Here is a 25,438-nt window from a genome sequence, read left to right as displayed (position 1 = left end):
TCCGGGGCCCTTGTGTGTCACCGCTGTCTCCGTGGGCCCCGCTGCCGTGCGGCATCGAGGGACCTTATTAATTAATTCAACTGGAAGAAAGTTTAGGCGGCAGTGAAGGCTTGAGGATGGGGATAAACCCGGCCCGGGGTTCAGGGCGCAGGGAAACAGGGGCGCGCGCAAGCGCCGCCGCCCGCGGTGCGGGTGGCGTGTGTGCGGGGTCAGTCGGTGGAAGGCGCGGGCGCGGTCGGGCGGCGCGCCGCGATGGGCAGGCGCGTCAGGCCTGGGGGCTGGCCTGGGCGGCGGCCGCCGCGGGCTCGGTGCTGGGCCGGCCCAGCGAGCGCAGCACGTCCCGCACCATCTGCGCGCGGTCCTTGGGCTCCTTGAGCTCGCGCTCGATGCGCAGCTTGTCGTTGCCGGCCAGCTTGATGTGCCGGTTCTTCTGGATCAGCTGGATGATCGCCATCGGGTCGATGGGCGGATTGGGCTTGAAGGCGATGTTGATCACGCCCGGCGCCGCATCCACCTTCACCACGCCGTAGGGCCGCGCCAGCACGCGCAGGCGGTGCACGTCGATCAGCGTCTGCGCCTGCGGCGGCAGCTTGCCGAAGCGGTCGACGATTTCCTCGAGCAGGGTGTCGATCTGGTCGCTGGTCCTGGCCGTGGCCAGCTTCTTGTAGAAGGACAGGCGCAGGTGCACGTCGCCGCAGTAGTCGTCGGGCAGCAGGGCGGGGGCGTGCAGGTTGATCTCGGTGGCCGCATGCAGCGGCGCCAGCAGGTCGGGCTCCTTGCCCTCCTTGAGGCAGCGCACGGCTTCGCTGAGCATCTCGTTGTAGAGCTGGAAGCCGATCTCCATCATGTTGCCGCTCTGGTTCTCGCCCAGCACCTCGCCGGCACCGCGGATCTCCAGGTCGTGCATGGCCAGGTAGAAGCCGCTGCCCAGCTCTTCCATCTGCTGGATGGCGTCCAGCCGCTGCGCGGCCTGCTTGGTCAGGCCCTCGGTGTCGGGCACCATGAGGTAGGCATAGGCCTGGTGGTGCGAGCGGCCCACGCGGCCGCGCAACTGGTGCAGCTGCGCCAGGCCGAACTTGTCGGCGCGGCTCATCACGATGGTGTTGGCGCTGGGCACGTCGATGCCGGTCTCGATGATGGTCGAGCACAGCAGCAGATTGAAGCGCTGCGCCACGAAGTCGCGCATCACGCGCTCGAGTTCGCGCTCGGGCATCTGGCCATGGGCCACGGCAATGCGCGCCTCGGGCAGGATTTCTTCGAGCTTCTGGCGCCGGTTCTCGATGGTTTCGACCTCGTTGTGCAGGAAGTAGACCTGCCCGCCGCGCTTCAATTCACGCAGCACCGCTTCGCGGATCACGCCCGTGCCCTCGTTGCGCACGAAGGTCTTGATGGCCAGGCGCCGCTGCGGCGCGGTGGCGATCACGCTCAGGTCGCGCAGGCCTTCCAGCGCCATGCCCAGGGTGCGCGGGATCGGCGTGGCCGTGAGCGTGAGCACGTCGACCTCGGCGCGCAGCTGCTTCATCTGCTCCTTGTGGCGCACGCCGAAGCGATGCTCCTCGTCGATGATCAGCAGGCCCAGGTTCTTGAACTGGGTCTTTTCAGAAAGCAGCTTGTGCGTGCCGACCACGATGTCCACGCTGCCGTCGGCCACGCCCTTGAGCGCGGCCGTGATCTCCTTGCCGGAGCGAAAGCGGCTCATCTCGGCCACCTTCACGGGCCACTTGGAAAAGCGGTCCACCAGCGTCTGGTAGTGCTGCTCGGCCAGCAAGGTGGTGGGCGCGAGGAAGGCCACCTGCTTGCCGCCCGTCACGGCCACGAAGGCCGCGCGCAGCGCCACTTCGGTCTTGCCGAAGCCCACGTCGCCGCAGACCAGGCGGTCCATGGGGCGCGGCGAGATCATGTCCTGGATGACGGCGTGGATCGCGGCCTTCTGGTCGGCCGTTTCCTCGAAGCCGAAGTCGTTGGCGAACTGCTCGTAGTCCTGCGGCGAATAGCGGAAGGCATGGCCCTCGCGCGCGGCGCGGCGGGCGTAGATGTTCAGCAGCTCGGCCGCGGCATCGCGCACCTGTTCGGCGGCCTTGCGTTTGGCCTTGTCCCACTGGCCGCTGCCCAGCTTGTGCAGCGGGGCCTCGTCCGCGCTCACGCCGGTGTAGCGGCTGATCAGGTGAAGCTGCGACACGGGCACGTACAAGGTGGCCTTGTCGGCGTACTCCAGGTGCAGCATCTCCTGCAGCGCGGGCGTGCCGTCGGCGTTCTTCGAGCCCAGGTCCATGTTCATCAGCCCGCGGTAGCGACCGATGCCGTGCGCGCTGTGCACCACCGGGTCGCCCACGTTGAGCTCCGACAGGTCCTTGATCAGCGCGTCGACGTCGCTGCTGGCCTCCTGCCGCTTGCCGCGCCGGCGCGTGGTGGGCGCGGCGGCGAACAGCTCGGTCTCGGTCACCAGGTCGATGCCCGCTTCGAGCCACACGAAGCCCGCCGCCATCGCGGCCGTGGCGATGCCGATCTTTTCGTCAGCCGTGGCCTCGAACTCCGCCAGCGAATCGAAGGCCGGCGGGTTCACGCCGCTGGCGCGCAGGAAGTCCAGCAGGCTTTCGCGCCGGCCCGCGCTTTCGGCCAGCACCAGCACGCGGTGCTGGGTGTTGCGGATGTGCTCCTTCAGCCGCGTGAGTGGGTCTTCGGCGCCGCGCACCACGGCCAGCGGGGGCAGGGTGCCGAACTCGGCAAAGGGCGCGCTTTCGCCTTCGGCCGTGCCGGTGGCGGGGCGGATGGCCAGCTGTGCATGGGCCTTGGTATGGCCGTAGAACTGCTCGGCCGAGAGGAACAGCGCCTCGGGCGGCAGCGCGGGGCGTTCGGGGTCGCCCTGCACCAGGCGGTAGCGCTCGCGCGTGTCCTGCCAGAAATGCTGGAAGGCGGCTTCCATGTCGCCGTGCAGCACCACGGTGGCGGCCGGGCCCAAATAATCGAAGACCGTGGCCGTCTCGTCGAAAAACAGCGGCAGGTAGTACTCGATGCCGGCGGTGGCCACGCCGTTGCCCATGTCCTTATAGATGCGGCTCTTGGTCGGGTCGCCCTCGAGCAGCTCGCGCCAGCGGCTGCGAAAGCGTGCGCGGGCCTCGTCGTCCATCGGGAACTCGCGGCCCGGCAGCAGCCGCACTTCGGGCACCGGATACAGGCTGCGCTGCGAGTCGGGGTCGAAGGTGCGGATGGAGTCGATCTCGTCGTCGAACAGGTCCACCCGGAAGGGCTGCGGCGAGCCCATGGGGAACAGGTCGATCAGTCCGCCGCGCACCGCGTATTCGCCGGGGCTCACCACCTGCGTGACATGGCTGTAGCCGGCCAGCGTGAGCTGGGCCTTGAGCCTGGCTTCGTCCAGCTTCTGGCCGGTCTTGAACTGGAAGGTGTAGCCGGCCATGAAGGCGGGCGGCGCCAGCCGGTACAGCGCCGTGGTGGCGGGCACCAGCACCAGGTCCACGCCCTCCTTGGCATCGCGCGCGTTCTGCTGGCTGTGGATGCGCCACAAGGTGGCCAGCCGTTCGCTGATCAGATCCTGGTGCGGCGAGAAGCTGTCGTAGGGCAGCGTTTCCCAATCGGGGAACACGGCGGTGCGCAGCTCGGGCGCGAAGAAGGCCAGCTCGTCCACCAGGCGCTGGGTGTCCGTGGCGTCGGCCGCGAAGACCGCCGTGACGCGGCCGGCCCCGCGCTCGCGCTGAGCCAGGCGGGCCAGCAGCAGCGCGTCGCTGGAGGCAGGGGGGCGGGGCAGCGTGAAGCGCTTGCCGGTGTGCAGATGAGGGAGTTCCATGCGGGGCGCAGCAATGCAGAACACCCCGCGCCGGTGGGCGAGGGGTGTGTAGACGGATTTTAGGAGCGTTGCCGCCGGCCGGCCCGGCAAGTGGTCTTGTGGGCGCACGGGCTGGAAGGCGGCGCTCAGAGCTGGAAGGCCAGCGTCAGCAGCAGCCCTTCGGCCAGGTCGCGCGCCAGGCCGGGTTCGCGCGTGCGATAGGCCTCGCCGGCGCTGGCCACGCCCTGCACCCACTGCGCCAGCCAGTCGATCTGCTGCGCTTCGTAGAACACCACGGCGGCCTCGTGATTGAGCAGCAGGCTGCGCTGGTCCAGGTTGATGGAGCCGGTCATCGCCAGGTCGTCGTCCACGATCACGGCCTTGGCATGCGCCATGAAGGGCAGCATGTGGAAGCGCACGCCCGCACGCGCCAGCGGGCGCATGGACCGGCTGCGCACGAAGTCGGCCAGCATGTGGTTGGACTGGTCGGGGATGGCGATGTCCACCTGCACGCCGCGCCGGGCCGCCAGGCGCAGCGCATCCTGCAGGCTGTCGCCGGGCACGAAGTAGGGGGTGACGGCCAGGATGCGCCGTTCGGCCCGGAAGCATGCGCCGATGAGCAGCGACTGCGCGGTGTCCTCGCGCTGGTCGGGCCCGCTGGGCAGCAACTGGGCCAACTGGCCGCTGCGTGAGGGCGCGAGCGCCGCCACGTCGCGCGCGGTTTCGCCGCTGACCAGCGACCAGTCGTGCTCGAACTGGCGCGCCGCCGCGGCCGCCACGTCGCCGCGGATGTCGAAGGACAGGTCCAGCCAGGGGCGCGGATGCGCCTCGTTGCCTTCGAAATACTCGCCCGCGAGGTTGCGACCGCCGCTCCACAGCCACTGGTCGTCGGCGATGGTGAACTTGCGGTGGTTGCGCAGGTTGCGCGGCCCTTCGCGGCGCAGACTGAAGATCGGGCGAAAGACCCGCACCCGTGCGCCGGCCCGGCGCAGCGTGTCCAGATGCCGCCGGTTGATCAGCAGCGCGCCGAAGCCGTCGAGCAGCACGCGCACCTGCACGCCTTCGGCTGCGCGCCGGGCCAGCCGCGCCAGCACTTCGCGGCCCAAGGCGTCCTCGCCGATGAGGAAGGTACATACGTCCAGCCGATGCTGCGCGTCATCGATGACGGCGAGCAGAGCTTCTCGTGCCGCCGCGCCATCACCATGCATGCGGATGGCGCAGCGGCTGGGCGGCGCCAGCCCGAAGCTTTCCAGCATGTCGGCGGCCCAGTGGCCGGCCGGGGCATGGCGCGGCAGCCGGGGCTGGGCGGCGGGCCGCAGCTTGCGCTGACCGAAAACCAGGTAGGCCGGCAGCGCGACGTAGGGGATGAGCAGCAGCGACATGACCCAGGCCATGGCACTGGTGGGCGCGCGCCGCTCGCGTCGCCCGCGCGTGGTCAGCACGTAGACCAGCAGCCCCAGCGTGACGGCCAGGAAGTGCTGCGAAACCGACGGCAGCCAGGGCGCGAAGGAATGGAACATCGGCGCCGAGCTTCGCACAAGTGCGACGCGCGACCTGTCAGGCGCGCTCCTGCGTGGCGGGCTTTGCGGCGAATGCGCAACGGGGCTTGCTTGGTGTGTTTGGATCGCGGGTTGTGGGGCGTGGGCGCAACGCCAGCACGGCACACGCCCCTTCAAGCTTCCCTCAGCAAGGCTCCGCGCAAGAAATCCGCAATCAGCGCCGTCACCTGCTCCGGCGCCTCGCGATGCGGCAGGTGGCCCAGCCCCTGCAGCGTGCGCACGAGGGCGCGCCCCGCGGTGCCGGTCTCGATCATCCGGCCATGCGTGGGGCTGCAATAAGGATCCTCCGAGCCGTAGATCGCGAGCATGGGGCAGCGCACAAGGCGCAACTGCTCCTGCAGGCTCCACGACGCGAAGGCCGGGTCCAGCCAGCGGTCGATCCAGGCGTCGATCACCCAGGCCGCCTTGCTGCCGTGATAGCGGGCCAGCTTGGCCACCTGCTCGAGCGAACGCACCTGCGGCGCGGCGGCGCGGATGCCGTCCAGCGTGTGCGTCTCGGGAAAGATCTGGGCTGCGATGGCCACCACGGCCTCGCAGGCTTCGGGCATCTGTGCGGCGGTCTCGATGGCCATGCCGCCGCCCACGCTGTGGCCCAGCGCCACGAAGCGTTCGATCTGCAGCTGCGCCCGCAACGCAGGCAGCACCTCGCGCGCCTCCTGCGCGACGAAGTCCAGCGCGGGCAGCCCGCTGCGCGCATCGGACTGGCCGAAGCCCAGCCGGTCGTAGGCCAGCACGCGGCGGCCCGTGGCCTCGGCCAGCGCGGCCGGAAAGCCGCGCCACAGTTCCACCGAACCCAGCGATTCGTGCATCAGCAAAAGCGGTGCGGCCTGTGCATCGGGCCCGTGCCACTGGCGGGCAAAGAGCCGCCCTTCAGGCAGGTCGATCCAGTGGTCGGTGGTGGGGGTGGCGCTCATGGTGCGACTGGTGCAGTGAAGGCTGCACTTTAAGGGGGCCGCTCACGCGGCTGCGTCGCCCGCAGGACCGAGGCTCAGGCCGCGATCCCGTCCGCGCGCAGCTGCAGCACGCGGTCGGCGCGCGCCGCCGCGCTGGCCGAGTGCGTCACCAGCACCAGCGCGGCCTTCTGCTCGCGCGTCTGCGCGATCAGCACGTCCATCACCTTCTCGGCCGTGGCCGGGTCCAGGTTGCCGGTGGGTTCGTCGGCCAGCAGCAGGCCGGGGCGGTGCACCAGCGCGCGCGCGATCGCCACGCGCTGCAGCTGGCCGCCGCTGAGCTGCTGCGGCAGCCGCGCGCCCAGGCCGGCCAGGCCCACCACCGCCAGCATCTGCTGCACGCGCGCGTCGTCGTGCTGGCGCAGCAGCAACAGCGGCAGCCCCACGTTCTGCGCCACGTCCAGGTGCGGCAGCACATGAAAAGCCTGGAACACGAAGCCCACGTGGCGCCGCCGCCAGTGCGCGCGGGCCTCGGCGCCGAGCGCGCCGATGTCGGTGCCGCCTGCCATCACGCGGCCCGCGTCCCAGTCGTCCAGGCCGGCGATGCAGTTGAGCAGCGTGGACTTGCCCACGCCCGATTCGCCCACGATGGCGACGAACTCGCCGGGCGCGACCTCGAAGCTCACGTTCCTGAACACCGGCGCCTGCGCATAGTGCTTGGCCAGCGAGTCGATCTGCAGGCTGGGCGCGCTGCTCACCGGGGTACCTTCGGGCGGCCGGGCGGCGCTCATGGCTGCTGCGCCTTCAGCGCCGCGTGCACGGCCGCCACGGCCTGCACCAACGCGTCGCTGGCGTCGGCGTCGATGACCTGGCGTGCCGGCATGCTGCGCAGCCAGGTGATCTGGCGCTTGGCCAACTGGCGCGTGGCGGCGATGCCGCGCTCGCGCAGCTCGGCCAGCGCGGCGGCATCGGGCTGTGTGCGGCCCGCGGCCTGCAGTGCGTCGAACATCTCCCAGGCCTGGCGGTAGCCCACGCAGCGCATGGAAGGCAGGCCCAGGTGCAGGTCGCCGCGCGCACGCAGGGCGCGCACTTCATCGAGGAAGCCGGCGCCCTGCATGGCGTCGAAACGCTGCGCGATGCGCGCGTGAAGCCAGGCGCGGTCCTGCGGCTCCAGCGAGATCAGGTGCAGCGCCAGCGCCGGCTGCGGCGCCTGCGCGCGCTGGTGGAAGTGCGACAGCGGCTGGCCACTGCTCATCCACACCTCCAGCGCGCGCTGGATGCGCTGGCTGTCGTGCGGCGCCAGGCGCGCGGCGGTGGGCGGGTCCACTTCGGCCAGGCGCGCATGCAGGGCGGGCCAGCCCAGCCGGGCGGCGTCGGCGTCGATGCGCGCGCGCACCTCGGCATCTGCCGCGGGCATGGCGTCCAGCCCCTGCATCAGCGCCTTGAAATACAGCATGGTGCCGCCCACCAGCAGCGGCAGGGCGCCGCGCGCGCGGATCTGCGCCACCAGCCGCACCGCGTCGGCCACGAAGGCGGCGGCGCTGTAGCTCTCGCGCGCATCGAGCGTGTCGATCAGGTGGTGCGGCACGGCCGCGCGCTCGGCCGCGCTGGGCTTGGCGCTGCCGATGTCCATGCCGCGAAAGACCAGCGCGGAATCGACACTGATGATCTCCACGGGCTGCACGCGCGCCAGCGAGGCCGCGGCGGCCAGCGCGGCAGCCGTCTTGCCGCTGGCCGTGGGGCCGGCCAGCGCGATGCAGGCCGGGGGCGAGGCCGTCATGCGGTGCTCCTGGCCGCCTTGTTGGCGACAGGCTGTGCGCCACCGTGGCGGCGCACCAGCGTCCAGGCCAGCAGCGCCAGCATCACGCCCCAGAAGGCGATGCCCAGCGCCAGCGGGCGCGTGCTGTGCTCTTCCAGCGCAACACCGAGCCAGGCGCCCACGCCGAAGGCCACCACCATCTGCACGAAGCCGTTGAGCGCCGAGGCCGCGCCCGCGGCCTGCGGGAAGGGGCCGATGGCGCCGGTCTGGCCGCAGGGCTGGTGCACACCGTGCGCCACCATCACAAGCGTGAGCGGCAGCACGATGGCCCACACGGCCTGCACGCCCGCGAGTGCCAGCGCGCCCATGCACACCCCACCCACCAGCGACAGCAGCGAGGCGCGGCAGACCGTGCCAGGCACGCCGTGGCGCGGCAGCCAGCGCCGGCACAGCAGCGTGCCCGCGATGTACGACAGCGAGTTCCACAACATCACCAGCCCGTAGGCCGGCTTGCTCAGCCCCAGCACGTTGATGAAGACGAAGGAAGACGAGGCCAGGAAGGTGAACAGCAGCGCATAGGCCGCGGCCGTGAGCGCCGTGAAGCTGGTGAAGACCGGGTGGCGCAGCATGCCGCCCCAGGCCGCAACCAGCCGGCCCGGCTCGAGCGCCCGCGGGTCGGGACGGGCCAGGCTTTCGCGAAAGCGCAGCGCGATCAGCGCGAAGGCCAGGCCACCGAAGACCGCCGTGCTCAGCAGCGCCGCGCGCCAGCCCCAGAGGTCCGACACCAGCCCGCCCAGCGGCGCGCACAGGCAGGCGATGATGCCCAGGCCGGTGAGCGCGCGCGACATCACGCGTGCGCCTTCGGCCGGCTCGTACAGGTCGCGCACCATGGCGCGCGCCACCATCACGGCCGCGCCCATCGCGGCGCCCTGAACGGTGCGCGCCGCGATCAGCACTTCAATGGAAGGCGCCAGCGCCGTGCCCAGCGCGGCCAGCACATAGGCGCCCAGCCCCGCCAGCAGCACGGGCCGGCGGCCAAAGCGGTCGGCCAGAGCGCCGAAGACCAGTTGCGCAAAGCCAAAGGCCAGCAGCAGCGCCGTGAGCGTGAGCTGTGCCTGCGACACCCGCGCGCCCAGCGCCTGCGTGAGTGCCGGCAGGGTGGGCAGGTACAGGTCGGTGGTGACGGGCTGGATGCCCAGCAGCAGGGCCAGTACCAGCACCACCAGGGCCGGGCTCATCGAATGCACGGCGCCGGCATGCGGGGAAGGTGCTTCGGAAACAGAGGCGGCGGAAGACAAGGGCGGCGGCGCGGGCATCCGGCCAAGGGTAGCAAATGGGCGCGCCCGCCGCAGGCGCAGCACTCGGGCCGCGGAGCTGCTAGCGCCAAAGCCGTACCGCCCCTGCCATATGGGCAGCGCGCTCATCGCTGTCTAGATTGGGGGCATACACATCTAGAAGCTACAGGGACATCATGGCCGCAGAAGTTCTTGAAAAGCCGGTTGGCTTGCGCATGAAGCTCAGCCAGGTCGCCAACCTGTCGGGCGACCAGGAGGCAATCGTCCGGCTGCTGGCCGGCATACCCATGGAAAGCGGCGGCAGACCGGGGCTGTCCTCCGGCCCGCGGGGCCAGTGCCCGAAGGAACTCGGCCTGGCGATCTGGGACTTCCAGACGCGCTGGCTCGGCAAAGGCATCAAGAAGCGCGACGGCGTGGTGGACCCCGGCGGCTCGACACTGGCTCAGCTCAACTTGTTGAGCACCGGCGCGGCGCCATTGATCGGCCCCGGCGGAACCGACCCCACCGCGCGCGCCATCGAAGTGAGCCTGGAGTCGGTCAATGGCCAGTATGGCGTGGTGATCACCAACCCCGTGGTGGCCAACCTGTCCGAGCCGGTGCTGCGTGAAGTTCCGCTCGCGCTGCCGGTGAGCCTGTATCGCTGCAAGGTCCGGAAGAACGGGCGCAGCTTCTGGATCGGGGCGGCCGTGCCCGTGGGGACCCTCGACTACACGGGCGTGCAGCTCTACTTCCACCCGACGCCGACCAACGGCGGGGTCGTGCATGCCGCAGATCCGGATTACGCGAGCTTCGGCGGCGGCTGGGCCGGCTCGATCGAGCGCTACCTGCCGATGATCGGCGGGCAGCTCGCGGGCGTGCGGCCGATGGTGCTGCTGACGCCTTTCATGACCATGGCCGCGATGTCGGATGGCGCGGCCAACATGTTCACGGAGCAGGGGGTGGAGATGCTCAATGCCGTCATGGCGGCGCTGCAGCGTGAATCCAACTGGACGATGAACGCGCCGGATCTGCAGCAGATCGGCGTGACCAGCTTCAGCTCCGGCATCGAGTACCTGCGCCGCTTCATCAGCGCCGTGGGCCCGTCGGGGCTGATCCGCGAAGTGATCGAGCTGGACGCGAGCTTCAACCACCGCTATCCCGCTGCACCGACTCTGTGCGAAGGGGCCGTCTCGAAGGCGTATGGGCAAAGGGAACTGCGCAGCCCGCCTCCTGGCTGGACCACCCTGGCGCCGCACCGCTGGAAAAAGGTGAAGTCCTTTGCCGCGAAGGGCACCCATGCCCAGATTGGCTGGATGACCTATTTCGCGGCCATGCAGTCCAGCGTCATCACCTGAGGCCGCTGGAAGGCTGGGCGGCTCAACCTGCGCTGGCGCTGGCCGCTGCGCCCTGATGGGCCGGCAGCAGGGGCGTCCGAGCGGCCTGCGGCGGCTCGGCGGGGCCGGGCGTGGGCACCACTGCAGCGCGGCCCTTCATGTCGAAGAGCTGGCTCAGCGCCGTGCGGTACTGCAGCTCGCCGATGGAGTTGGTGCTGTGGTGCGAGCCGCCTTCGACCAGCACGAACAGCTTGGGGCTGGTGGCCGCGTCGTACAGCTTCTTGCCCAGGGTGGGGTTGATCAGCGTGTCGTTGGAACCATGCACCACCAGGAGCGGCGATTGGATGGACTTGACCTTGTCGAGCGACTCGAAGCGCTGCGTGACCAGGGCGCTGAAGGGCAGCCAGCCCCACTTGAAGCTGCTGACCACGTCGGTGATGGAGGTGAAGGTGCCTTCGACGATGGTGCCGGCCTCGTCCTTGACCTGCGAGGCCAGGTCGATGCCGATGGCGCCGCCCAGCGAGTGGCCGAAGATGTAACGCGGCTGCTTGGGGTATTTTTTGGCCAGCCATTCCCAGGCCGCGCGGGCGTCCTCGCGGGCCGACAGCTCCGAAGGCAGCGCCTGCGTGCTCTTGCCGAAGCCGCGGTAGTCGATGGCCAGCACCGAAAAGCCCAGCTCGTGCATGCGGCGGATGCGTGGCGCCGATCCGGCCACGTTGAAGCGCGCGCCGTGCAGGTACAGCATGACCGGCTGGTCGGGCGAATTGGGCGCGTCGCCATACCACAGGCCATGCAGGCGCGTGCTCTGCCGGGTGGAGGGCGAGGTGAAGTCGATCCAGATGTCCTCCATGCCTTCGGTCATGGCGGCACTGTTGCCCCAGCTGCGGTCGCTGGGCTGGAAGATCCACTGGCGCTGATGCTCATCAAGGGAGGAACAACCGCCCGCCAGCAGGGCGCAGGCGGTGGTCACCGCGGCGAGAAAAGTCCATCGCTTCATGGGGCAGAGAGAGAAGAGTTGCGGGCCAAAAGTTCACACACTTGCATTTGCAAGCGCCCTCGCGCCTGCAAACGTAACTCCCTGCAACGCTCTTTGGCGTCGTACGGGCTATGCAACGGGCGTGCCCGCGCCCCAGTTGCCATGGAAAACCCGTAAGAACTTGTTCACGCGCCGAAAAGGCGACGCATGGCCCCCCGCAAGGGCGCCTGCTGTCAGCGCCCGCGCAGGAACAGCGTGTCCAGCTCCCGCACCGAAAGCTGCCGCCAGGTGGGGCGCCCGTGGTTGCACTGGTCGGAGCGCTCGGTGGCCTCCATCTGCCGCAACAGGCCGTTCATCTCGTCCAGCGTCAGGCGCCGGTTGGCGCGCACGGCGCCATGGCAGGCCATGGTGGCCAGCAGCTCGTGCTGGGCGCGCTGCACGACGGTGCTGGCCGGGTGCTGGGCCAGTTCGGCCAGCACACTGCGGGCCAGCTCCACCGGGTCGCCGTCGGCCAGCGGCGCGGGCACGGCGCGCACCGCCAGCGTGCGCGGCGAGAAGGGCGAGATCTCCAGCCCCAGCGTGGGCAGCACCTCGGCGCAGGCTTCCGCCGTGGCCACCTCTTCGGGCGTGGCCGCGAAGGTGGCGGGGATCAGCAGCGGCTGGCTCTGCAGGCTCGCGCCTTCCAGTTGCGCCTTGAGCCGCTCGTAGACGATGCGCTCGTGCGCGGCATGCATGTCCACGATCACCAGGCCCTGCCGGTTCTCGGCCAGGATGTAGATGCCCTGCAACTGCGCCAGCGCGCGGCCCAGGGGCCAGTCTTCATCGGCCGCTGCAACGGGTTGCGGTCTGGATGCCGCGCCTGGCAGCGCCGGTGCGCCCTGCCAGGGCGCCGCCTGATCGGGCATGCGCTCCGCTGCGAAATTCTGTGGGGCCTGCGCGGCGGCAGGTTCGGCCGGTGCGGCCTGCGGCCACAGGGCGGCCATGTCGCCCGTGCCGTAGGCACGCCGTTCGGGCCCGAAGGGGATGCGCGGCTGCGCCCAGGCCGCCAGGGTGGGGGGCAGGTCGGTGCGCAGCAGTGACGCGGGCTGAGCGGTCAAGGGGCCGCCGTCGGCGGCCTCGCCAGCTTGCGCTGCCGCCGCGGCCCGCGGCGCGGCCAGCGCGTTCTCGATCGCGTGGCGCACGGCCTGGTGGATTTCGCGACCGTCGCGAAAGCGCACCTCGATCTTGGTTGGATGCACGTTCACGTCCACCCGGGCCGGGTCGATGGCCAGATGCAGCACGAAGACGGGCTGGCGCTGGCCGTGCAGCACGTCCTCATAGGCGCTGCGCACCGCATGGGCCAGCACCTTGTCGCGCACGTAGCGGCCGTTGACGTAGAAGAACTGCTGGTCGGCGCGTGAGCGGGCTGCGTCGGGCACGCCGGCATGGCCGCTCACGCGCACGGCGCCTTCCTGGTGCTCCACGGCAACGCTCTGCGCGACGAACTCGTCGCCGAACACGTCGGCGATGCGCTGGGCCGGCGTGGCGGCGGCGCGCCACTGCTCGATCAGCTTGCCTTCGTGCCAGATGGCAAAGCCCACGTCGGGCCGCGCCAGCGCATGGCGGCGCACGGCCTCGATGCAGTGGGCCAGCTCGGTGGCATCGGTCTTGAGGAATTTGCGCCGCGCCGGCGTGGCGAAGAACAGCTCGCGCACTTCCACGCTGGTGCCCTGGGCGCGGGCCACGGGCTTGAGCTCTCCGGTGGCGCCATCCAGCAGCCAGGCGCCGTCGGCGCCCGCGCGGCGAGACAGCACGCTCACTTCGGCAATCGAGTTGATGGCCGCCAGCGCCTCGCCGCGAAAGCCCATGGTGCCCACCGATTCCAGCTCCTGCAGGCTGCGGATCTTGCTGGTGGCGTGCCGGCGCAGCGCCAGCGGCAGTTCTTCGGGCGGGATGCCCACGCCATCGTCTTCCACGCCGATCAGGCGCACGCCGCCGGCCAGCAGGCGCAGGGTGATCTGCGTGGCGCCCGCGTCCAGCGCGTTGTCCACCAGCTCGCGCACCACCGAGGCGGGGCGCTCCACCACCTCGCCTGCCGCGATCTGGCTGATCAGCTCGTCGGGCAGTTCCTGGATGGGGCGGCGCCCGGCTGTGGCGCAGGCCGCATCGGCGGGGGTAACGGCAGGGGTGAAGGGGGTAGGCGTGGCACTCACCAGGGCATTCTAGAAAGCTGACATGAGCCACTGCCGATAATGCGCCGCCATGGAAATCGTCAGCTTCCTCATCGACTTCATCCTGAACGTCGACACCCATCTCGAGAACTTCGTCATTGCCTACGGCCCCTGGGTCTACGCGCTGCTCTTCGTCATCGTGTTCGTGGAAACCGGCGTGGTCGTCATGCCCTTTCTGCCTGGCGATTCGCTGCTGTTCATCGTGGGCGCGCTGTGCGGCGCCGGGATGATGAACTTCGGCATCGCGATTCCCCTGCTCATCGTGGCCGCCATCCTGGGCGACCAGTGCAACTACAGCATCGGACGCTACTTCGGGCCCAAGGTGTTCCAGTGGGAGAACACGCGCTTTTTCAACCGCAAGGCCTTCGACCAGGCGCATGCCTTCTACGAGCGCTATGGCGGCATCACCGTCGTGCTGGCCCGCTTCATGCCCTTCATCCGCACCTTCGCGCCCTTCGTCGCCGGGGTGGCCGCGATGAGCCGCGGCAAGTTCACGGCCTACAACGTCGGCGGGGCGGTGCTGTGGGTGCTGGGCATCGGCGCGGCCGGTTACTTCTTCGGCAACCTGCCTTTCGTCAAGGCGCACCTGGACAAGATCATCTGGGCGCTGATCATCGTGCCGGGCCTGATCGCCATCTTTGGCGCCTGGCGCGGCTCGCGCGCGAGCGCTGCGGCGCCTGGCACGCCCCCGACGTCCTGAGGCACGCCGGCCTGGCGCCCGCGCCCCAAAAAAAAGAAGCGCGCACTAGGGCGCGCTTCTTCCTTATGCGGGATCCGCTGCTGCTTCTTCAGTAGCGCGGGCCGTAGTACGGGTCATAGGGGCGCTGCGGGTAGTACTGCTGTTGCGGGTAGTACTGTTGCTGCTGCTGGCGCTGGTAATTGCGCTCGTCCACATTGCGGCCCACCTGGTTGCCGATCAGACCGCCGATGGCTGCGCCACCCACCGTGCTGGCCGTGTTGCCGCCAATGGCGTTGCCGATGATGGCGCCGCCCACGGCACCGCCTGCGGTGCCCAGGTTCTGGTTCGGGCCGGAGGCACAGCCGGCGAGGCCCACCACGGCCGAGGCCGCTGCGGCAGTGATCCAGATGCGGGTCTTGGAACGCGTGTTGGTCATGATGTCCACCTTTGTGAAGTGATGGCGTCATGGTGCGCGCGGGCTGTAAACCCTCGGTGTAGGAACGTTGCGCGCCGCCTTGTGCGTGCAAGGGGCGCGTGAAAGTACGCAAGCAGTTGTATGCCGGGCCGGCCCTGGCCAACCGCTGCTTACAACTGCCGGCTGCGCGCCAGGGGCGGGTTCTTGGCGAAGTAGCCCTGGATGCCGCGCATCAGCGCATCGGCCAGCTCTTCCTGATAGCTGGCGCTGCGCAGCTTGGACTCTTCCTCGGGGTTGCTGATGAAGGCGGTTTCCACCAGCACGCTGGGAATGTCGGGCGCCTTGAGCACGGCAAAGCCCGCTTGTTCCACGCGCGGCTTGTGCAGCCGTGCGCCCATGTCCTTCATCTCGCCCAGCATGGCCGTGCCCAGCTTGATGCTGTCGTTGATCTGGGCGGTGGTGCTCATGTCGAACAGGGCGCGTTGCACATGGGCGTCCTGGCCGCTCATGTTCACGCCGCCCACCGCGTCGGCCTCGTTTTCCTTGTTCGCCAGCCAGCGTGCGGCGGTGCTGGAGGCGCCGCTCTGGCTCAGCGCATAGACGCTGGCGCCGCGCGCCGACGGCGTGGTGAAGGCGTCGGCATGGATGCTGACGAACAGGTCGGCCTGCACACGCCGGGCCTTCTGCACGCGCACGCCCAGCGGGACGAAGAAATCGGCATCGCGCGTCATGAAGGCGCGCATGGGGTTGCCGCCCACGTTGCTGGCGTTGATGCGGTCGCGCAGCCGCCGCGCGACGGACAGCACGATGTCCTTCTCGCGCGTGCCGTTGGGGCCGATGGCGCCCGGGTCTTCGCCGCCATGGCCCGGGTCGAGGGCCACGATGATGATGCGGTCGGTGCGGCTGGTGGTGGCGCGGTTGGGGCCCGTGGCGGTGGCGGCGGGGGCCGGCGGTGCCGGCGTGTTGGCCACCGGCGCCTGAGGCGCAGGCGGGGCCAGCCCCGGTTGCGTGGGTGCGGGCGCGGAGGCGACCGGCGGCAGCGGGGTACCGGCGCGGTTGGCCTGCTGGCGCATCAGATCGCCCAGCGGGTCGTTGCTGTCGGCGCCGGGCGCCGGCGTGGCCTGCGCGGTGCGCGGGGGCTGCGGCGCGGCCGCCGGTGCCGGGCCCGCACCTGCATCGCGCAGCCGGTCGGCGATCAGCGCTTCCAGCGGGTCGACCGCGCGCTGCGGATACAGGTCGAAGACCAGCCGGTTCTGGTACGCGGCCACGGGCGCCAGCGAGAACACCTGGGGCACCACCGGCTGCTTGAGGTCGAACACGATGCGCACCACGCGCGGCGCGAACTGGCCCACGCGCAGGCCGGCCACGTAGGGGTCGTCGGCGCGCACCTTGCCCACCAGCTCGCGCAGGGTGGGGCTCAGTTCGAGGCCGTCGATGTCGATGGCCATGCGCGGCGGATTGCCCACCATCAGCTGCTGCGTCTGCAGCCGCTTGTCGGACTCGATGGTGATGCGGGTGTAGTCCTGTGCGGGCCACATGCGCACGGCGACGATGGACGCGCCGAACGCGATGTGCTGGCGGCCCAGCAGCAGGGCCAGCGTGCCGGCCTGCAGCAGGCGGCGGCGCGTGGCCTGGGCGGCATGCATTGGCACGTCTTCGCGCAGACGCGCTGCGGTGCGATCGGCTTCGGGCGGCCGTGCGGCGCTCATGCCGCAGCCTGCAGCAGCGCGAGGCCGCTGTCGCTGTGGGCTTGAAGGGTCACTTGGCGGGTGTCGTCACTCATGGCGTCGATGGTAATGCTCAGGTCCGGCACTGGAAGCTGGCCGCGGGCGTTGGCCGGCCACTCGGCCAGCTTGAGCCCGGCGCCCGCGAAGATGTCGCGAAAGCCGGCGTCTTCCCATTCGCGCGGATCGCTGAAGCGATAGAAGTCGAAATGGAAGATGGCCTGATCACCTTCGCCCTGGTGAGGTTCCACGACGGCATAGGTGGGGCTCTTGATGCGCCCCGTGACGCCCAGCGCGCGCAGCAGGTGGCGCACGAAAGTGGTCTTGCCCGCGCCCAGGTCGCCATGCAGCGCGATGAAGGCGTTGCGCAGGGGCGGCTGGGCGGCCAGCGCCTGCGCCAGACGTGCGGTGTCCTCCTCGTCGTGCCACTGCACCAGCCGCTGCCCGCGCACGGGGGGCGTTTCTACAATCGAAGGGTGGTTGTCGATGCTCAACTCGTCACTCAAACGCTGGTTGCGAAGATCGGTGCGTGGGCCCGCGAGCTGGGATTCTCCCAAATCGGCATTGCCGGCATCGACCTGCGCAGTGCCGAGGCCGGCCTGGCCGCCTGGCTGGCCCAGGGTTTTCATGGCGAGATGGACTACATGGCCGCGCATGGCATGCGCAGGGCCCGTCCGGCCGAGCTGGTGCCGGGCACCGCGAGCGTGATCACCGCGCGCATGGACTACCTGCCCAAGGACACGCCCGAGGGCTGGCAGGCAATCGAGTTCTCGCGCCTGCAGCGCCCCGGCGAGGGCATCGTCTCGGTCTATGCGCGCGGCCGCGACTATCACAAGGTCCTGCGTTCGCGGCTGCAGAAGCTGGCCGATCGCATCGCCGCCGAGATCGGCCCTTTCGGCCACCGCGTGTTCACCGATTCGGCGCCCGTGATGGAGGCCGAGCTGGCCGCGCGCAGCGGCCAGGGCTGGCGCGGCAAGCACACGCTGGTGCTCAACCGCGAAGGCGGCTCGATGTTCTTCCTTGGCGAGATCTACGTGGATTTAGAGCTGCCGCCCAGCGCGCCGGTGGCGCCGCACTGCGGCAGCTGCAGCGCCTGCATGGAGGTGTGCCCCACGCAGGCCATCGTGGGGCCGCACCGGCTCGATGCCCGGCGCTGCATCTCCTACCTGAGCATCGAGCACGCCGGGCCCATCCCCGAGGCGCTGCGGCCGCTGATGGGCAACCGCATCTATGGCTGCGACGACTGCCAGCTCATCTGCCCCTGGAACAAGTTCGCCAGCCCCGCGACGCTGAGCGACTTCGATGCGCGCGCCGGCTTTGCCGACCAGAGCCTGGCCGCACTGTTCGCCTGGAGCGAGGAGGAATTCCTGCGCCGCACCGAAGGCGGCCCGATCCGCCGTATCGGCCACGAGCGCTGGCTGCGCAACATCGCGGTGGCGCTGGGCAATGCGCTGCGCGCGGGCGATGCCGAAGCGGCAGCCGCCTTGGCCACGCGCCGGGATCACTCCAGCGCACTGGTGCGCGAGCACGTGGCCTGGGCGCTGGCGCAGCTGCCCGCGGCCGTCAGTGCGGCAGACTCAACGCAAAGGGCAGGCTGACAACGCCCAGCAGCGTCGAGACCGTGACCAGCCCGGCCACGAAGGGCCCGTTGTAGCCCATGCGCGCGGCCAGCACATAGGCGCTGGATGCGGTGGGCACGGCCGAAAAGGCCATCAGCACCGCGGCCTGCGCCGGCGCCAGTTGCAGCGCGCGGGCCAGGCCCCAGGCCAGCAGCGGCAGCACGAAGTGGCGGATGGCCAGCACCGCCACGCCCAGGCGCTTGGCGCGCGTCAGCGTCGCGAACTGCATGCCCGCGCCGGCGGCCATCAGCCCCAGCGCCAGCGCGGCGGCGCCGATGCGGGTGAGCGTGGGCTCGGCCCAGCCGGGCACGCGCAGGCCCAGCAGGTTCACGACCAGGCCCAGTGCGGTGGCGATGATCAGCGGGTTGCGCAGCAATTGGCGCACGAAGCCCGTGTTGGCATGCCGCGCCATGGGCCAGACCGCGGCCACGTTCAGCAGCGGCACGCACACGCCGATCAGCACCGCGATCAGCAGCAGGCCCTCGGCACCGGCCAGGCGCTCGGCCATGGCCAGGCAGATGAAGGAGTTGAAGCGGAAAGCCACCTGTGCGCTGGCCGCATGCTCGCGCCGGTCCAGCGTGCGAAGCCCGGGCAGCCAGGGCAGGGCATAGGCCAGTGCCACGCCGCCCAGGCTCACGCCCAAGCCGGCCAGCACCAGGTTGGAGGTGGCGCCGAAGTCGATGGGGCTGCGCACGATGGAGTGGAACAGCAGCACCGGAAAGAGGAAGTAATAGACCAGGCTCTCCACGGGCTCCCACACCCGCCGGTCCAGCGCCGTGAAGCGGCACAGCAGCCAGCCGCAGGCGATGAGCGAGAAGTCGGGGAAGAGCAGTTGTGCATAGTTCACGGCGCGCAGCATACGCGGCATCGTGGCGCACCGGATGGCGCTGATCGGCAGCCGCGCCAGCCCGCTTTGACCCGTCGGTTTGTGGGTTATCCAGGGTGAGGCCCAGGGGAACAAGCCGCTAGTATTCGCGCGCCGAATACATTTGCTTGCTGGCAAACGGCAGGCTTGGCACGGGAGGCCGCCGGATGATCGGTGCGCTGGCCAGGTCTGTACCCCACTTTCATCACTAGGAGAGTTTCATGCAACGTCGCCAATGGGCTGCCTTGACGGGCACCGTGATGCTGGCTGCACTGGCGGGCGCGCCCGCCGCCTGGGCCCAGAAATACCCTGAGAGGCCCATCGAACTGCAGGTGCCTTTCGCGGCCGGCGGCACCACCGACATCGTTGCCCGCGTGATCGCCGACCCGCTGGGCAAGACCCTGGGCCAGCCCGTGGTGGTGATCAACAAGGCCGGCGGCGGCGGCATCGTGGGCGCGGCCGAGACCGCGCGCGTTGCACCGGACGGCTACAAGCTGGGCGTGGCCACCGTCTCGAGCACGGCTTCCAACCCCGCCATCAACCCCAAGGTGCCGTACAACCCGGTGACGGACTTCACGCCCATCATCAACATCGCGGCCACGCCCAACATCATTGCCGTCAACCCCTCGTTCCCGGCCAAGGACTACAAGAGCTTCCTCGAGGAAATCAAGAAGAGCCCCGGGCGCTACTCCTATGCCTCCTCGGGCACGGGCGGCATCGGCCACATGCTGATGGAGCTGTACAAGAGCATGACGAGCACCTTCGTCACGCACATCCCTTACCGCGGTGCGGGCCCGGCCCTCAACGACGTCGTCGCGGGCCAGGTGCCGATCATTTTCGACAACCTGCCCTCGGCGCTGCCCTTCATCAAGGCCGGCCGGCTGGTGCCCATCGTGGTGTCGGCGCCCGAGCGCCTGAAGGAACTGCCCAACGTGCCCACCTTCAAGGAAGTGGGCCTGGAGCCGGTCAACCGCATGGCCTACTACGGCATCCTGGGCCCCAAGGGACTGCCCAAGGACGTGGTCGACAAGATCAGCGCCGGCACCAAGAAGGCGCTGGAAGACCCGGCCGTGCGCAAGCGCATCGAAGACACGGGTTCGCTGATCGTGGCCAACACGCCCGAGCAGTTCGCGGCCCAGATCAAGGCCGAATACGCGGTCTACCAGGAAGTCGTGAAGAAGCAGAACCTCAAGCTCGACTGAGCAGCAGCACGCCCACACACCTTCGCGGGTGTGCGAGCATCCAAGGCCGCCTCCGGGCGGCCTTTGTCTTGGCCCGCTGCACTTTTTTCTTCCTGCATGGCTGAATCCGCCTGATGACCCGACCTGCCGCTGTTGCCTCCGATCCGCCCGAGATCGACCTGTTCATCGATGGCCTCTGGCTGGAGCAGGGGCTGTCGGCCAACACCCTGGCCGCCTACCGCCGCGATCTGACGCTGCTGGCCCAGTGGCTGGCGCCGCGCGGCCTGGCCAGCCTGGACGCCGCGCGCGAAAGCGACCTGCATGCCTACATGGGCGCCAGGCTGGCCGAAAAGGGCAAGGCCACTTCGGCCAACCGCCGGCTCACCGTGTTCAAGCGCTACTACCGCTGGGCCCTGCGCGAGCGCCGCATCCATGAAGACCCGACCTTGCGCCTGCTGCCCGCGCGCCAGGCCATGCGCGTGCCCAAGACCCTGAGCGAGGCGCATGTGGAGGCGCTGCTGGCCGCGCCCGACCTGTGCACGCCGCTGGGCCTGCGCGACCGCGCCATGCTGGAGCTGATGTACGCCAGCGGCCTTCGCGTGAGCGAACTGGTGGCGCTCAAGCATTTCGACCTGAGCCTCAACGACGGCGTGCTGCGCGTGCTCGGCAAGGGCAACAAGGAGCGGCTGGTGCCCTTCGGGGCCGAGGCGCGGCGCTGGATCGAGCGCTACCTGGCGCAGGCGCGCGCCGCGATCCTGGGCGGGCAGCAGTCGGCCGACCTCTTCGTCACGGCGCGCGGCGCGGGGATGACGCGCGCGATGTTCTGGGTCATCGTCAAGAAGCAGGCGCAGGCCGCCGGCATCCAGGTGCCACTGTCGCCGCACACGCTGCGCCATGCCTTTGCCACCCATCTGCTCAACCACGGCGCCGACCTGCGCGCGGTGCAACTGCTGCTGGGCCATGCCGACATCTCCACCACCACCATCTACACCCACGTGGCGCGCGAGCGCCTCAGGCAGCTGCATGCGCAGCACCATCCGCGCGGCTGAGCCCGGCCGCGCGCGCCGCATGTACTCCGATTGGGGCATGGCGGCGCCTGCATGAACGAGGCAGACTGCGGCACGCTTTTTGGGGGCCGGGCCGCGACCGTGCGGCAGACCGGCGCCTGCAGGAGGAGTCTTCGATGGAACACTGCCGCAATACCGACCAGGATCGTGGTCACGGGTGGGCCGCCCGCGCACTGGCCACTGCGACCCTTTGGCTGGGCATGGCGGCCGGCTTGCCGGCCCAGGCGCAGGTCAGCGCCGAGGACATGGCACGCATGCGCGAGCTTCAGCCGGGCGAGTTCGTTGTCAAGACGCGCGAGGGCTGCGGCACCATCCGGAAGGAGCGCGGCCCCAATTCAAGGGAAATCATCACGACCGCCGCGTCCCGCGACAGCTGGGAAGGCGCGTGTTCCGAGGGCATGGCGCTCGGCCCGGGCACATACGTCGCCCGCAACGACAAGATGGAAACGGTGGGCAGCACCGACATGTGGTTCTTCTACGGTCGGGGTATCGGTCATGCCGTCTATACAGGGCAGACCCCAGGCATCTACCTGGGCAGCAAGTCCGAGTCGTTTTCCTGGGATGGCATTTCCTATTCGAGGAACGTGGCGCGCATGGAGGCTCTGGAACCGAGGGAGAACGCCGTTGTGCCGCGGATCTGGTATTCCCCCAGGGAGTACGCCAATGAGCTCGCATACACCCTTCATCCTGCGTGCGGCGTCGACCGCCAGCCTTGCGTCACGGAACAGCGGCCTTCCCCTACCGGCAACTTCTTCGACGGCCTGAAGCATCTGCCCTGCAATGGGAGCTGCGGCAGCCTGTGGATGGAAAAGGCGGGACCGCTTTTCGTCGCGTTCGACGACTTCGCCCGGCAGCATGCCGCCGATGTCGAGTCGGTCAAGAAGGCGCTTGAACCGACCCTGGCCCGACTGGGGCGCGAGGCGGCGGTGGCGCAGGCCGAGAAGGAGCGCCAGGCCGAGCGGCAGCGCCAGGAAGCCCAGGCACAGCAGCAGCGCCAGCGCGACGAAGCTGCCCGGGCCGAGCAGCAGTTCCGCACCAGCCTGCAGACCATGAACCCCGGCCAGCTGTTTGCCCGGGCCGACGAGCTGACTGCGCAGGGCGATGCGGTGCGCGCCCGCGAGGTGCAGCGCGCGTTGGTCAGCCGCTTCCCCGACCATCCGCTGGCCGCCACGGCCGCGCGACAGATGACAGGCGGGGCCCCTGGCGGCGGCAGCACGCCGGCTGCGCCCGCTGCTGCTTCCGCCGGAGGCAGCGCCACGCCGGCCGGCACGGGCGCGGCGGCGGGCCGTCTGCCCAGCGCCCAGTGCGAGGCCATGAAGCGAGTCGTCATGGGCACCCGGATCCCGTCCAATGCCTCGGTCACCGCCAGCACCGAAACCGTCATGTTCATGACCGGGACCGTGCTCGACATGATCGCGGGCGGCTGCCCCACCGACGGCACGACGCCTGCGCAGATCGAGGCGGAGCGCAAGGAACGCCAGCAGCAGTACAAGGCCGCCGAGGACGCCTGCAACGCCGTGCAATCCGGCGGGCGCCGCTGCGTGGCCGCCAATCACTTCGGCCCCGGCGCTGCGCCGGGCGCGGGGCTGCGCAGCCCCGATCCGGTCTTCCCGACGATCACCGTGCCCAAAGTCACGCCGCAGCGCTGAGGCCGCGCTGGCGGGCCGCCATCCTCAGCCCGTCAAAGCCTGCAGTTCCTCGTCGGTGAAGCCGGCGCGCGCGCGAGCCTCGAGGTTGAAGGGCGGCCGCATGCGCGGCGCCTCGTGTTGGCGGTAGAGCAGGCGGTAGTGGGCCAGCGGATCCAGCCCCTGCTGCGCGCAGAGCCAGCCGTACCAGCGGTTGCCAATGGCCACGTGGCCGATCTCGTCGCGCAGGATGATGTCGAGGATGGCGCAGGCGGCCTCGGCATCGGCGGTGCCGACGCGGCGCAGTTTGGCCTGGATCAGCGGCGTGGCGTCCAGCCCGCGCGCTTCCAGCGTGCGTGGCACCAGCGCCATGCGCGCGGTCACGTCGTCGCGCGTCTTCTCGCACATGTTCCACAGGCCGTCGTGGCCGGGGAAGTCGCCGTAGCGCCAGCCCATGGACTGCAGGTGCGCATGGATCAGCGTGAAATGCAGCGCCTCTTCGTCGGCCACGCGCAGCCAGTCGCGGTAGTAGTCGGCCGGCATGCCGTCGTAGCGCCACAGCGCATCGAGTGCGAGGTTGATGGCATTGAACTCGATGTGGCAGATCGAATGCACCAGCGCGGCGCGGCCTTCGTCGGTGAAGGGCGAGCGCGCGGGCACGGCCGTGGCCGAGACGCGCACGGGCCGCTCGGGCCGGCCCGGCACGCCCCGGTCGTCGCCGCCCTGGCGCACGGGTGCGGTCCAGTCGGCATCGGGCGGCAACTGCGCGCGCGCCCAGGCGGCCAGCGCCCGGGTGGCGGCCACTTTCTGGTCGGGATCGGTCAGGCACAGCGCATGCAGCGCACGCAGGCGAGGGGGCATCCCTACAATTCTATTTTTGCAACGATCCAGAATTCGGAGACACAAACGATGGCGCTGTACGAACTCGATGGCGTGGCCCCTCAACTGGCAGACGGCGCCTGGGTGGCCGAGAACGCGCAGGTGATCGGCAACGTGAAGATGGCCGAGAACAGCAGCGTGTGGTTCGGCGCCGTCGCCCGGGGCGACACCGAAACCATCGCCATCGGCCGCAACAGCAACGTGCAGGACCTGTCGGTGCTGCATGCCGACATCGGCTCGCCGCTGACCATCGGCGACAACGTGACGGTGGGCCACCAGGTGATGCTGCATGGCTGCACCATCGGGGACAACTCGCTGATCGGCATCCAGGCCGTGGTCTTGAACAATGCGCGGATCGGCCGCAACTGCATCGTCGGTGCCGGCAGCGTGGTGACCGAAGGCAAGGAGTTCCCGGACAACTCGCTGATCATCGGCGCGCCGGCCAAGGTGGTGCGCACGCTGGACGAGGCTGCGGCTGCCAAGTTGCGCCAGAGCGCGCAGCACTATGTGGACAACGCCCGCCGCTTTGCGACGGGCCTCAAACGGATCGCCTGAGCCCGCGCACCGCGCAGTGGCTGGCGATCCCAGGAAAGACCCCTTGAGCGAATTGCATACCTTTCTTTTCGACGGCCTGCCCGTGCGCGGCATGATCGTCCGGCTGGACAGCGCCTGGCAGGAAATCCTGGCCCGCCGCGCCGGCAACACGCAGACCGGTGCCTACCCTGCGCCGGTGGCCGAGCTGCTGGGCGAGATGACGGCCGCTGCCGCGCTGATGCAGTCCAACATCAAGTTCAAGGGCTCTTTGATCCTGCAGATCTTCGGTGACGGCCCCGTCAAGCTGGCCGTGGCCGAGGCCCAGCCCGACCTGGGGCTGCGCTGCACCGCCAGCGTGCAGGGCGAGGTGGAGGCCGACGCGCACCTGCCCGAGCTGGTCAACGTGGGCAACAAGGGCCGCTGCGCCATCACGCTGGACCCGAAGGAGCGCCTGCCGGGCCAGCAGCCCTACCAGGGCGTGGTGCCGCTGTTCGGCGACCAGGGCGAGAAGCTGCACAAGCTCAGCGACGTGCTGCAGCACTACATGCTGCAAAGCGAGCAGTTGGACACCACGCTGGTGCTGGCGGCCGACAGCCAGGTCGCGGCGGGCCTGCTGATCCAGCGCCTGCCGCTGGCCGGGCAGGCGAACATCGCAGGCAGCTCGCAGCGCGCCGAAGAAGACCACATCGGGCTGAACGAAGACTACAACCGCATCGCGGTGCTGGCCGCCAGCCTGACGCGCGAGGAGCTGCTGACGCTGGACGTGGAAACCATCCTGCGCCGCCTGTTCTGGGAAGAGAAGCTGCTGCGCTTCGAGCCCCGCGCCGGGCTGCTGGCGCCGCGCTTTTCCTGCACCTGCAGCCGCGAGCGCGTGAGCAACATGCTGCGCACCCTGGGCCAGGCCGAGGCCCAGAGCATCCTCGACGAGCGCGGCCAGATCGAGGTGGGATGCGACTTCTGCGGCCAGCAGTACCGCTTCGATCCCGTGGACACGGCCCAGATCTTCACCGAGCCCGGCGAGCAGATGCCGGGCTCGCAGGTGGTCCAGTAAGCCGCGACCGGCGCAG

21 protein-coding genes are annotated in these 25,438 nt (G+C 69.8%); 8 read left to right on the top strand and 13 right to left on the bottom strand.

Translation table 11 applies throughout. The features are described 5' to 3' along the window. Positions 1 to 265 precede the first annotated feature (265 nt). The 6 genes from mfd to PGB34_RS05130 form a co-directional block, all read right to left on the bottom strand. Complete coding sequence (gene mfd / locus PGB34_RS05155; protein ID WP_271427019.1) at positions 266 to 3,802, bottom strand: transcription-repair coupling factor; 3,537 nt, start codon at positions 3,800 to 3,802, stop codon at positions 266 to 268. Between the two features lie 125 nt (positions 3,803 to 3,927). Next, on the bottom strand, positions 3,928 to 5,301 hold the full coding sequence (locus tag PGB34_RS05150; protein ID WP_271427018.1) for a phospholipase D-like domain-containing protein: 1,374 nt from the start codon (positions 5,299 to 5,301) through the stop codon (positions 3,928 to 3,930). A gap of 152 nt (positions 5,302 to 5,453) precedes the next feature. Beyond that, on the bottom strand, positions 5,454 to 6,254 hold the full coding sequence (locus PGB34_RS05145; RefSeq protein ID WP_271427017.1) for an alpha/beta fold hydrolase: 801 nt from the start codon (positions 6,252 to 6,254) through the stop codon (positions 5,454 to 5,456). A 74-nt stretch (positions 6,255 to 6,328) separates the two neighbouring features. Beyond that, positions 6,329 to 7,021, bottom strand: a complete 693-nt coding sequence (locus PGB34_RS05140) for an ABC transporter ATP-binding protein (protein WP_271427016.1) — start codon at positions 7,019 to 7,021, stop codon at positions 6,329 to 6,331. Beyond that, complete coding sequence (miaA, locus tag PGB34_RS05135) at positions 7,018 to 8,010, bottom strand: tRNA (adenosine(37)-N6)-dimethylallyltransferase MiaA (protein WP_271427015.1); 993 nt, start codon at positions 8,008 to 8,010, stop codon at positions 7,018 to 7,020. The genes PGB34_RS05140 and miaA overlap by 4 nt, the downstream gene beginning before the upstream one ends. Then, the gene (locus PGB34_RS05130) at positions 8,007 to 9,227 is read right to left on the bottom strand and encodes a Bcr/CflA family efflux MFS transporter (protein ID WP_271427662.1); all 1,221 of its coding nucleotides are present in this window, start codon (positions 9,225 to 9,227) and stop codon (positions 8,007 to 8,009) included. Before PGB34_RS05130 ends, miaA begins: the two co-directional genes overlap by 4 nt. A 233-nt stretch (positions 9,228 to 9,460) precedes the next feature. Between PGB34_RS05130 and PGB34_RS05125 the strand changes: the two genes are divergently transcribed. Beyond that, positions 9,461 to 10,618: a hypothetical protein gene (locus PGB34_RS05125; RefSeq protein ID WP_271427014.1), complete on the top strand. Its 1,158-nt coding sequence runs from the start codon at positions 9,461 to 9,463 to the stop codon at positions 10,616 to 10,618. Between the two features lie 22 nt (positions 10,619 to 10,640). Here PGB34_RS05125 and PGB34_RS05120 read toward each other — a convergent pair whose 3' ends face one another. Both PGB34_RS05120 and mutL read right to left on the bottom strand, forming a co-directional pair. Beyond that, positions 10,641 to 11,594 carry an alpha/beta hydrolase gene (locus tag PGB34_RS05120; protein WP_271427013.1) on the bottom strand — a complete coding sequence of 318 codons (954 nt, stop codon included), beginning with the start codon at positions 11,592 to 11,594 and terminating at the stop codon, positions 10,641 to 10,643. A 212-nt stretch (positions 11,595 to 11,806) separates the two neighbouring features. Next, positions 11,807 to 13,765, bottom strand: coding sequence for a DNA mismatch repair endonuclease MutL (mutL, locus tag PGB34_RS05115; protein ID WP_408647831.1), 1,959 nt, complete (start codon positions 13,763 to 13,765; stop codon positions 11,807 to 11,809). Positions 13,766 to 13,814: 49 nt separating this feature from the next. Here mutL and PGB34_RS05110 point away from each other — a divergent pair, with 49 nt between their 5' ends. Continuing rightward, on the top strand, positions 13,815 to 14,483 hold the full coding sequence (locus tag PGB34_RS05110) for a DedA family protein (protein WP_271427012.1): 669 nt from the start codon (positions 13,815 to 13,817) through the stop codon (positions 14,481 to 14,483). 88 nt (positions 14,484 to 14,571) lie between these two features. Here PGB34_RS05110 and PGB34_RS05105 read toward each other — a convergent pair whose 3' ends face one another. The 3 genes from PGB34_RS05105 to tsaE all read right to left on the bottom strand — a co-directional run bounded on the left by PGB34_RS05105 (position 14,572) and on the right by tsaE (position 17,095). Next, entirely contained in the window at positions 14,572 to 14,898 is a 327-nt protein-coding gene (locus PGB34_RS05105) for a glycine zipper domain-containing protein (protein ID WP_271427011.1), read from the bottom strand. 149 nt (positions 14,899 to 15,047) lie between these two features. After that, entirely contained in the window at positions 15,048 to 16,523 is a 1,476-nt protein-coding gene (locus PGB34_RS05100) for an N-acetylmuramoyl-L-alanine amidase (protein WP_271427660.1), read from the bottom strand. A gap of 59 nt (positions 16,524 to 16,582) precedes the next feature. Further along, positions 16,583 to 17,095 (bottom strand): tRNA (adenosine(37)-N6)-threonylcarbamoyltransferase complex ATPase subunit type 1 TsaE, encoded by a 513-nt coding sequence (gene tsaE, locus PGB34_RS05095; protein WP_408647830.1) that lies wholly within the window; start codon positions 17,093 to 17,095, stop codon positions 16,583 to 16,585. Here tsaE and queG point away from each other — a divergent pair. Continuing rightward, complete coding sequence (gene queG, locus PGB34_RS05090; protein WP_271427010.1) at positions 17,078 to 18,199, top strand: tRNA epoxyqueuosine(34) reductase QueG; 1,122 nt, start codon at positions 17,078 to 17,080, stop codon at positions 18,197 to 18,199. The genes tsaE and queG overlap by 18 nt on opposite strands. On the opposite strand, the gene PGB34_RS05085 is transcribed toward queG, so the two are convergent. Then, the gene (locus tag PGB34_RS05085) at positions 18,165 to 19,079 is read right to left on the bottom strand and encodes an AEC family transporter (RefSeq protein ID WP_271427658.1); all 915 of its coding nucleotides are present in this window, start codon (positions 19,077 to 19,079) and stop codon (positions 18,165 to 18,167) included. The two genes, queG and PGB34_RS05085, sit on opposite strands and share 35 nt — an antisense overlap. Positions 19,080 to 19,306: 227 nt before the next feature. Here PGB34_RS05085 and PGB34_RS05080 point away from each other — a divergent pair, with 227 nt between their 5' ends. From PGB34_RS05080 to PGB34_RS05070, 3 genes are all read left to right on the top strand, one after another. Then, complete coding sequence (locus PGB34_RS05080) at positions 19,307 to 20,287, top strand: tripartite tricarboxylate transporter substrate binding protein BugE (RefSeq protein WP_271427009.1); 981 nt, start codon at positions 19,307 to 19,309, stop codon at positions 20,285 to 20,287. 113 nt (positions 20,288 to 20,400) lie between these two features. Beyond that, a complete protein-coding gene (xerD, locus tag PGB34_RS05075) occupies positions 20,401 to 21,315 on the top strand; it encodes a site-specific tyrosine recombinase XerD (RefSeq protein ID WP_271427008.1) in 915 nt (304 codons plus the stop codon). A 134-nt stretch (positions 21,316 to 21,449) separates the two neighbouring features. Further along, on the top strand, positions 21,450 to 22,982 hold the full coding sequence (locus tag PGB34_RS05070; RefSeq protein WP_271427007.1) for a hypothetical protein: 1,533 nt from the start codon (positions 21,450 to 21,452) through the stop codon (positions 22,980 to 22,982). A gap of 24 nt (positions 22,983 to 23,006) precedes the next feature. Here PGB34_RS05070 and PGB34_RS05065 read toward each other — a convergent pair whose 3' ends face one another. Further along, positions 23,007 to 23,819: a ferritin-like domain-containing protein gene (locus PGB34_RS05065; protein WP_271427006.1), complete on the bottom strand. Its 813-nt coding sequence runs from the start codon at positions 23,817 to 23,819 to the stop codon at positions 23,007 to 23,009. Between the two features lie 48 nt (positions 23,820 to 23,867). On the opposite strand from PGB34_RS05065, the gene PGB34_RS05060 reads away from it, so the two are divergent. Both PGB34_RS05060 and hslO read left to right on the top strand, forming a co-directional pair. After that, positions 23,868 to 24,392, top strand: coding sequence for a gamma carbonic anhydrase family protein (locus PGB34_RS05060; RefSeq protein ID WP_271427005.1), 525 nt, complete (start codon positions 23,868 to 23,870; stop codon positions 24,390 to 24,392). A 43-nt stretch (positions 24,393 to 24,435) separates the two neighbouring features. Continuing rightward, positions 24,436 to 25,422, top strand: a complete 987-nt coding sequence (gene hslO / locus PGB34_RS05055; RefSeq protein ID WP_271427004.1) for an Hsp33 family molecular chaperone HslO — start codon at positions 24,436 to 24,438, stop codon at positions 25,420 to 25,422. Positions 25,423 to 25,438: the final 16 nt, after the last annotated feature.

The sequence above is a fragment of the Xenophilus arseniciresistens genome (assembly GCF_028023875.1).
GTDB classification, from domain to species: Bacteria; Pseudomonadota; Gammaproteobacteria; order Burkholderiales; family Burkholderiaceae_C; genus Xenophilus; species Xenophilus arseniciresistens.
The sequence above is the reverse complement of the archived record's forward strand: the minus strand, read 5'-3'. Positions and strand labels throughout refer to the sequence as shown.

Coding starts and splice junctions, on each gene's coding strand:
- mfd (WP_271427019.1), bottom strand. CDS start 3,802: ATGGAACTCCCTCATCTGCACACCGGCAAGCGCTTCACGCTGCCCCGC.
- PGB34_RS05150 (WP_271427018.1), bottom strand. CDS start 5,301: ATGTTCCATTCCTTCGCGCCCTGGCTGCCGTCGGTTTCGCAGCACTTC.
- PGB34_RS05145 (WP_271427017.1), bottom strand. CDS start 6,254: ATGAGCGCCACCCCCACCACCGACCACTGGATCGACCTGCCTGAAGGG.
- PGB34_RS05140 (WP_271427016.1), bottom strand. CDS start 7,021: ATGAGCGCCGCCCGGCCGCCCGAAGGTACCCCGGTGAGCAGCGCGCCC.
- miaA (WP_271427015.1), bottom strand. CDS start 8,010: ATGACGGCCTCGCCCCCGGCCTGCATCGCGCTGGCCGGCCCCACGGCC.
- PGB34_RS05130 (WP_271427662.1), bottom strand. CDS start 9,227: ATGAGCCCGGCCCTGGTGGTGCTGGTACTGGCCCTGCTGCTGGGCATC.
- PGB34_RS05125 (WP_271427014.1), top strand. CDS start 9,461: ATGGCCGCAGAAGTTCTTGAAAAGCCGGTTGGCTTGCGCATGAAGCTC.
- PGB34_RS05120 (WP_271427013.1), bottom strand. CDS start 11,594: ATGAAGCGATGGACTTTTCTCGCCGCGGTGACCACCGCCTGCGCCCTG.
- PGB34_RS05110 (WP_271427012.1), top strand. CDS start 13,815: ATGGAAATCGTCAGCTTCCTCATCGACTTCATCCTGAACGTCGACACC.
- PGB34_RS05105 (WP_271427011.1), bottom strand. CDS start 14,898: ATGACCAACACGCGTTCCAAGACCCGCATCTGGATCACTGCCGCAGCG.
- PGB34_RS05100 (WP_271427660.1), bottom strand. CDS start 16,523: ATGCATGCCGCCCAGGCCACGCGCCGCCGCCTGCTGCAGGCCGGCACG.
- PGB34_RS05085 (WP_271427658.1), bottom strand. CDS start 19,079: ATGCTGCGCGCCGTGAACTATGCACAACTGCTCTTCCCCGACTTCTCG.
- PGB34_RS05080 (WP_271427009.1), top strand. CDS start 19,307: ATGCAACGTCGCCAATGGGCTGCCTTGACGGGCACCGTGATGCTGGCT.
- xerD (WP_271427008.1), top strand. CDS start 20,401: ATGACCCGACCTGCCGCTGTTGCCTCCGATCCGCCCGAGATCGACCTG.
- PGB34_RS05070 (WP_271427007.1), top strand. CDS start 21,450: ATGGAACACTGCCGCAATACCGACCAGGATCGTGGTCACGGGTGGGCC.
- PGB34_RS05065 (WP_271427006.1), bottom strand. CDS start 23,819: ATGCCCCCTCGCCTGCGTGCGCTGCATGCGCTGTGCCTGACCGATCCC.
- PGB34_RS05060 (WP_271427005.1), top strand. CDS start 23,868: ATGGCGCTGTACGAACTCGATGGCGTGGCCCCTCAACTGGCAGACGGC.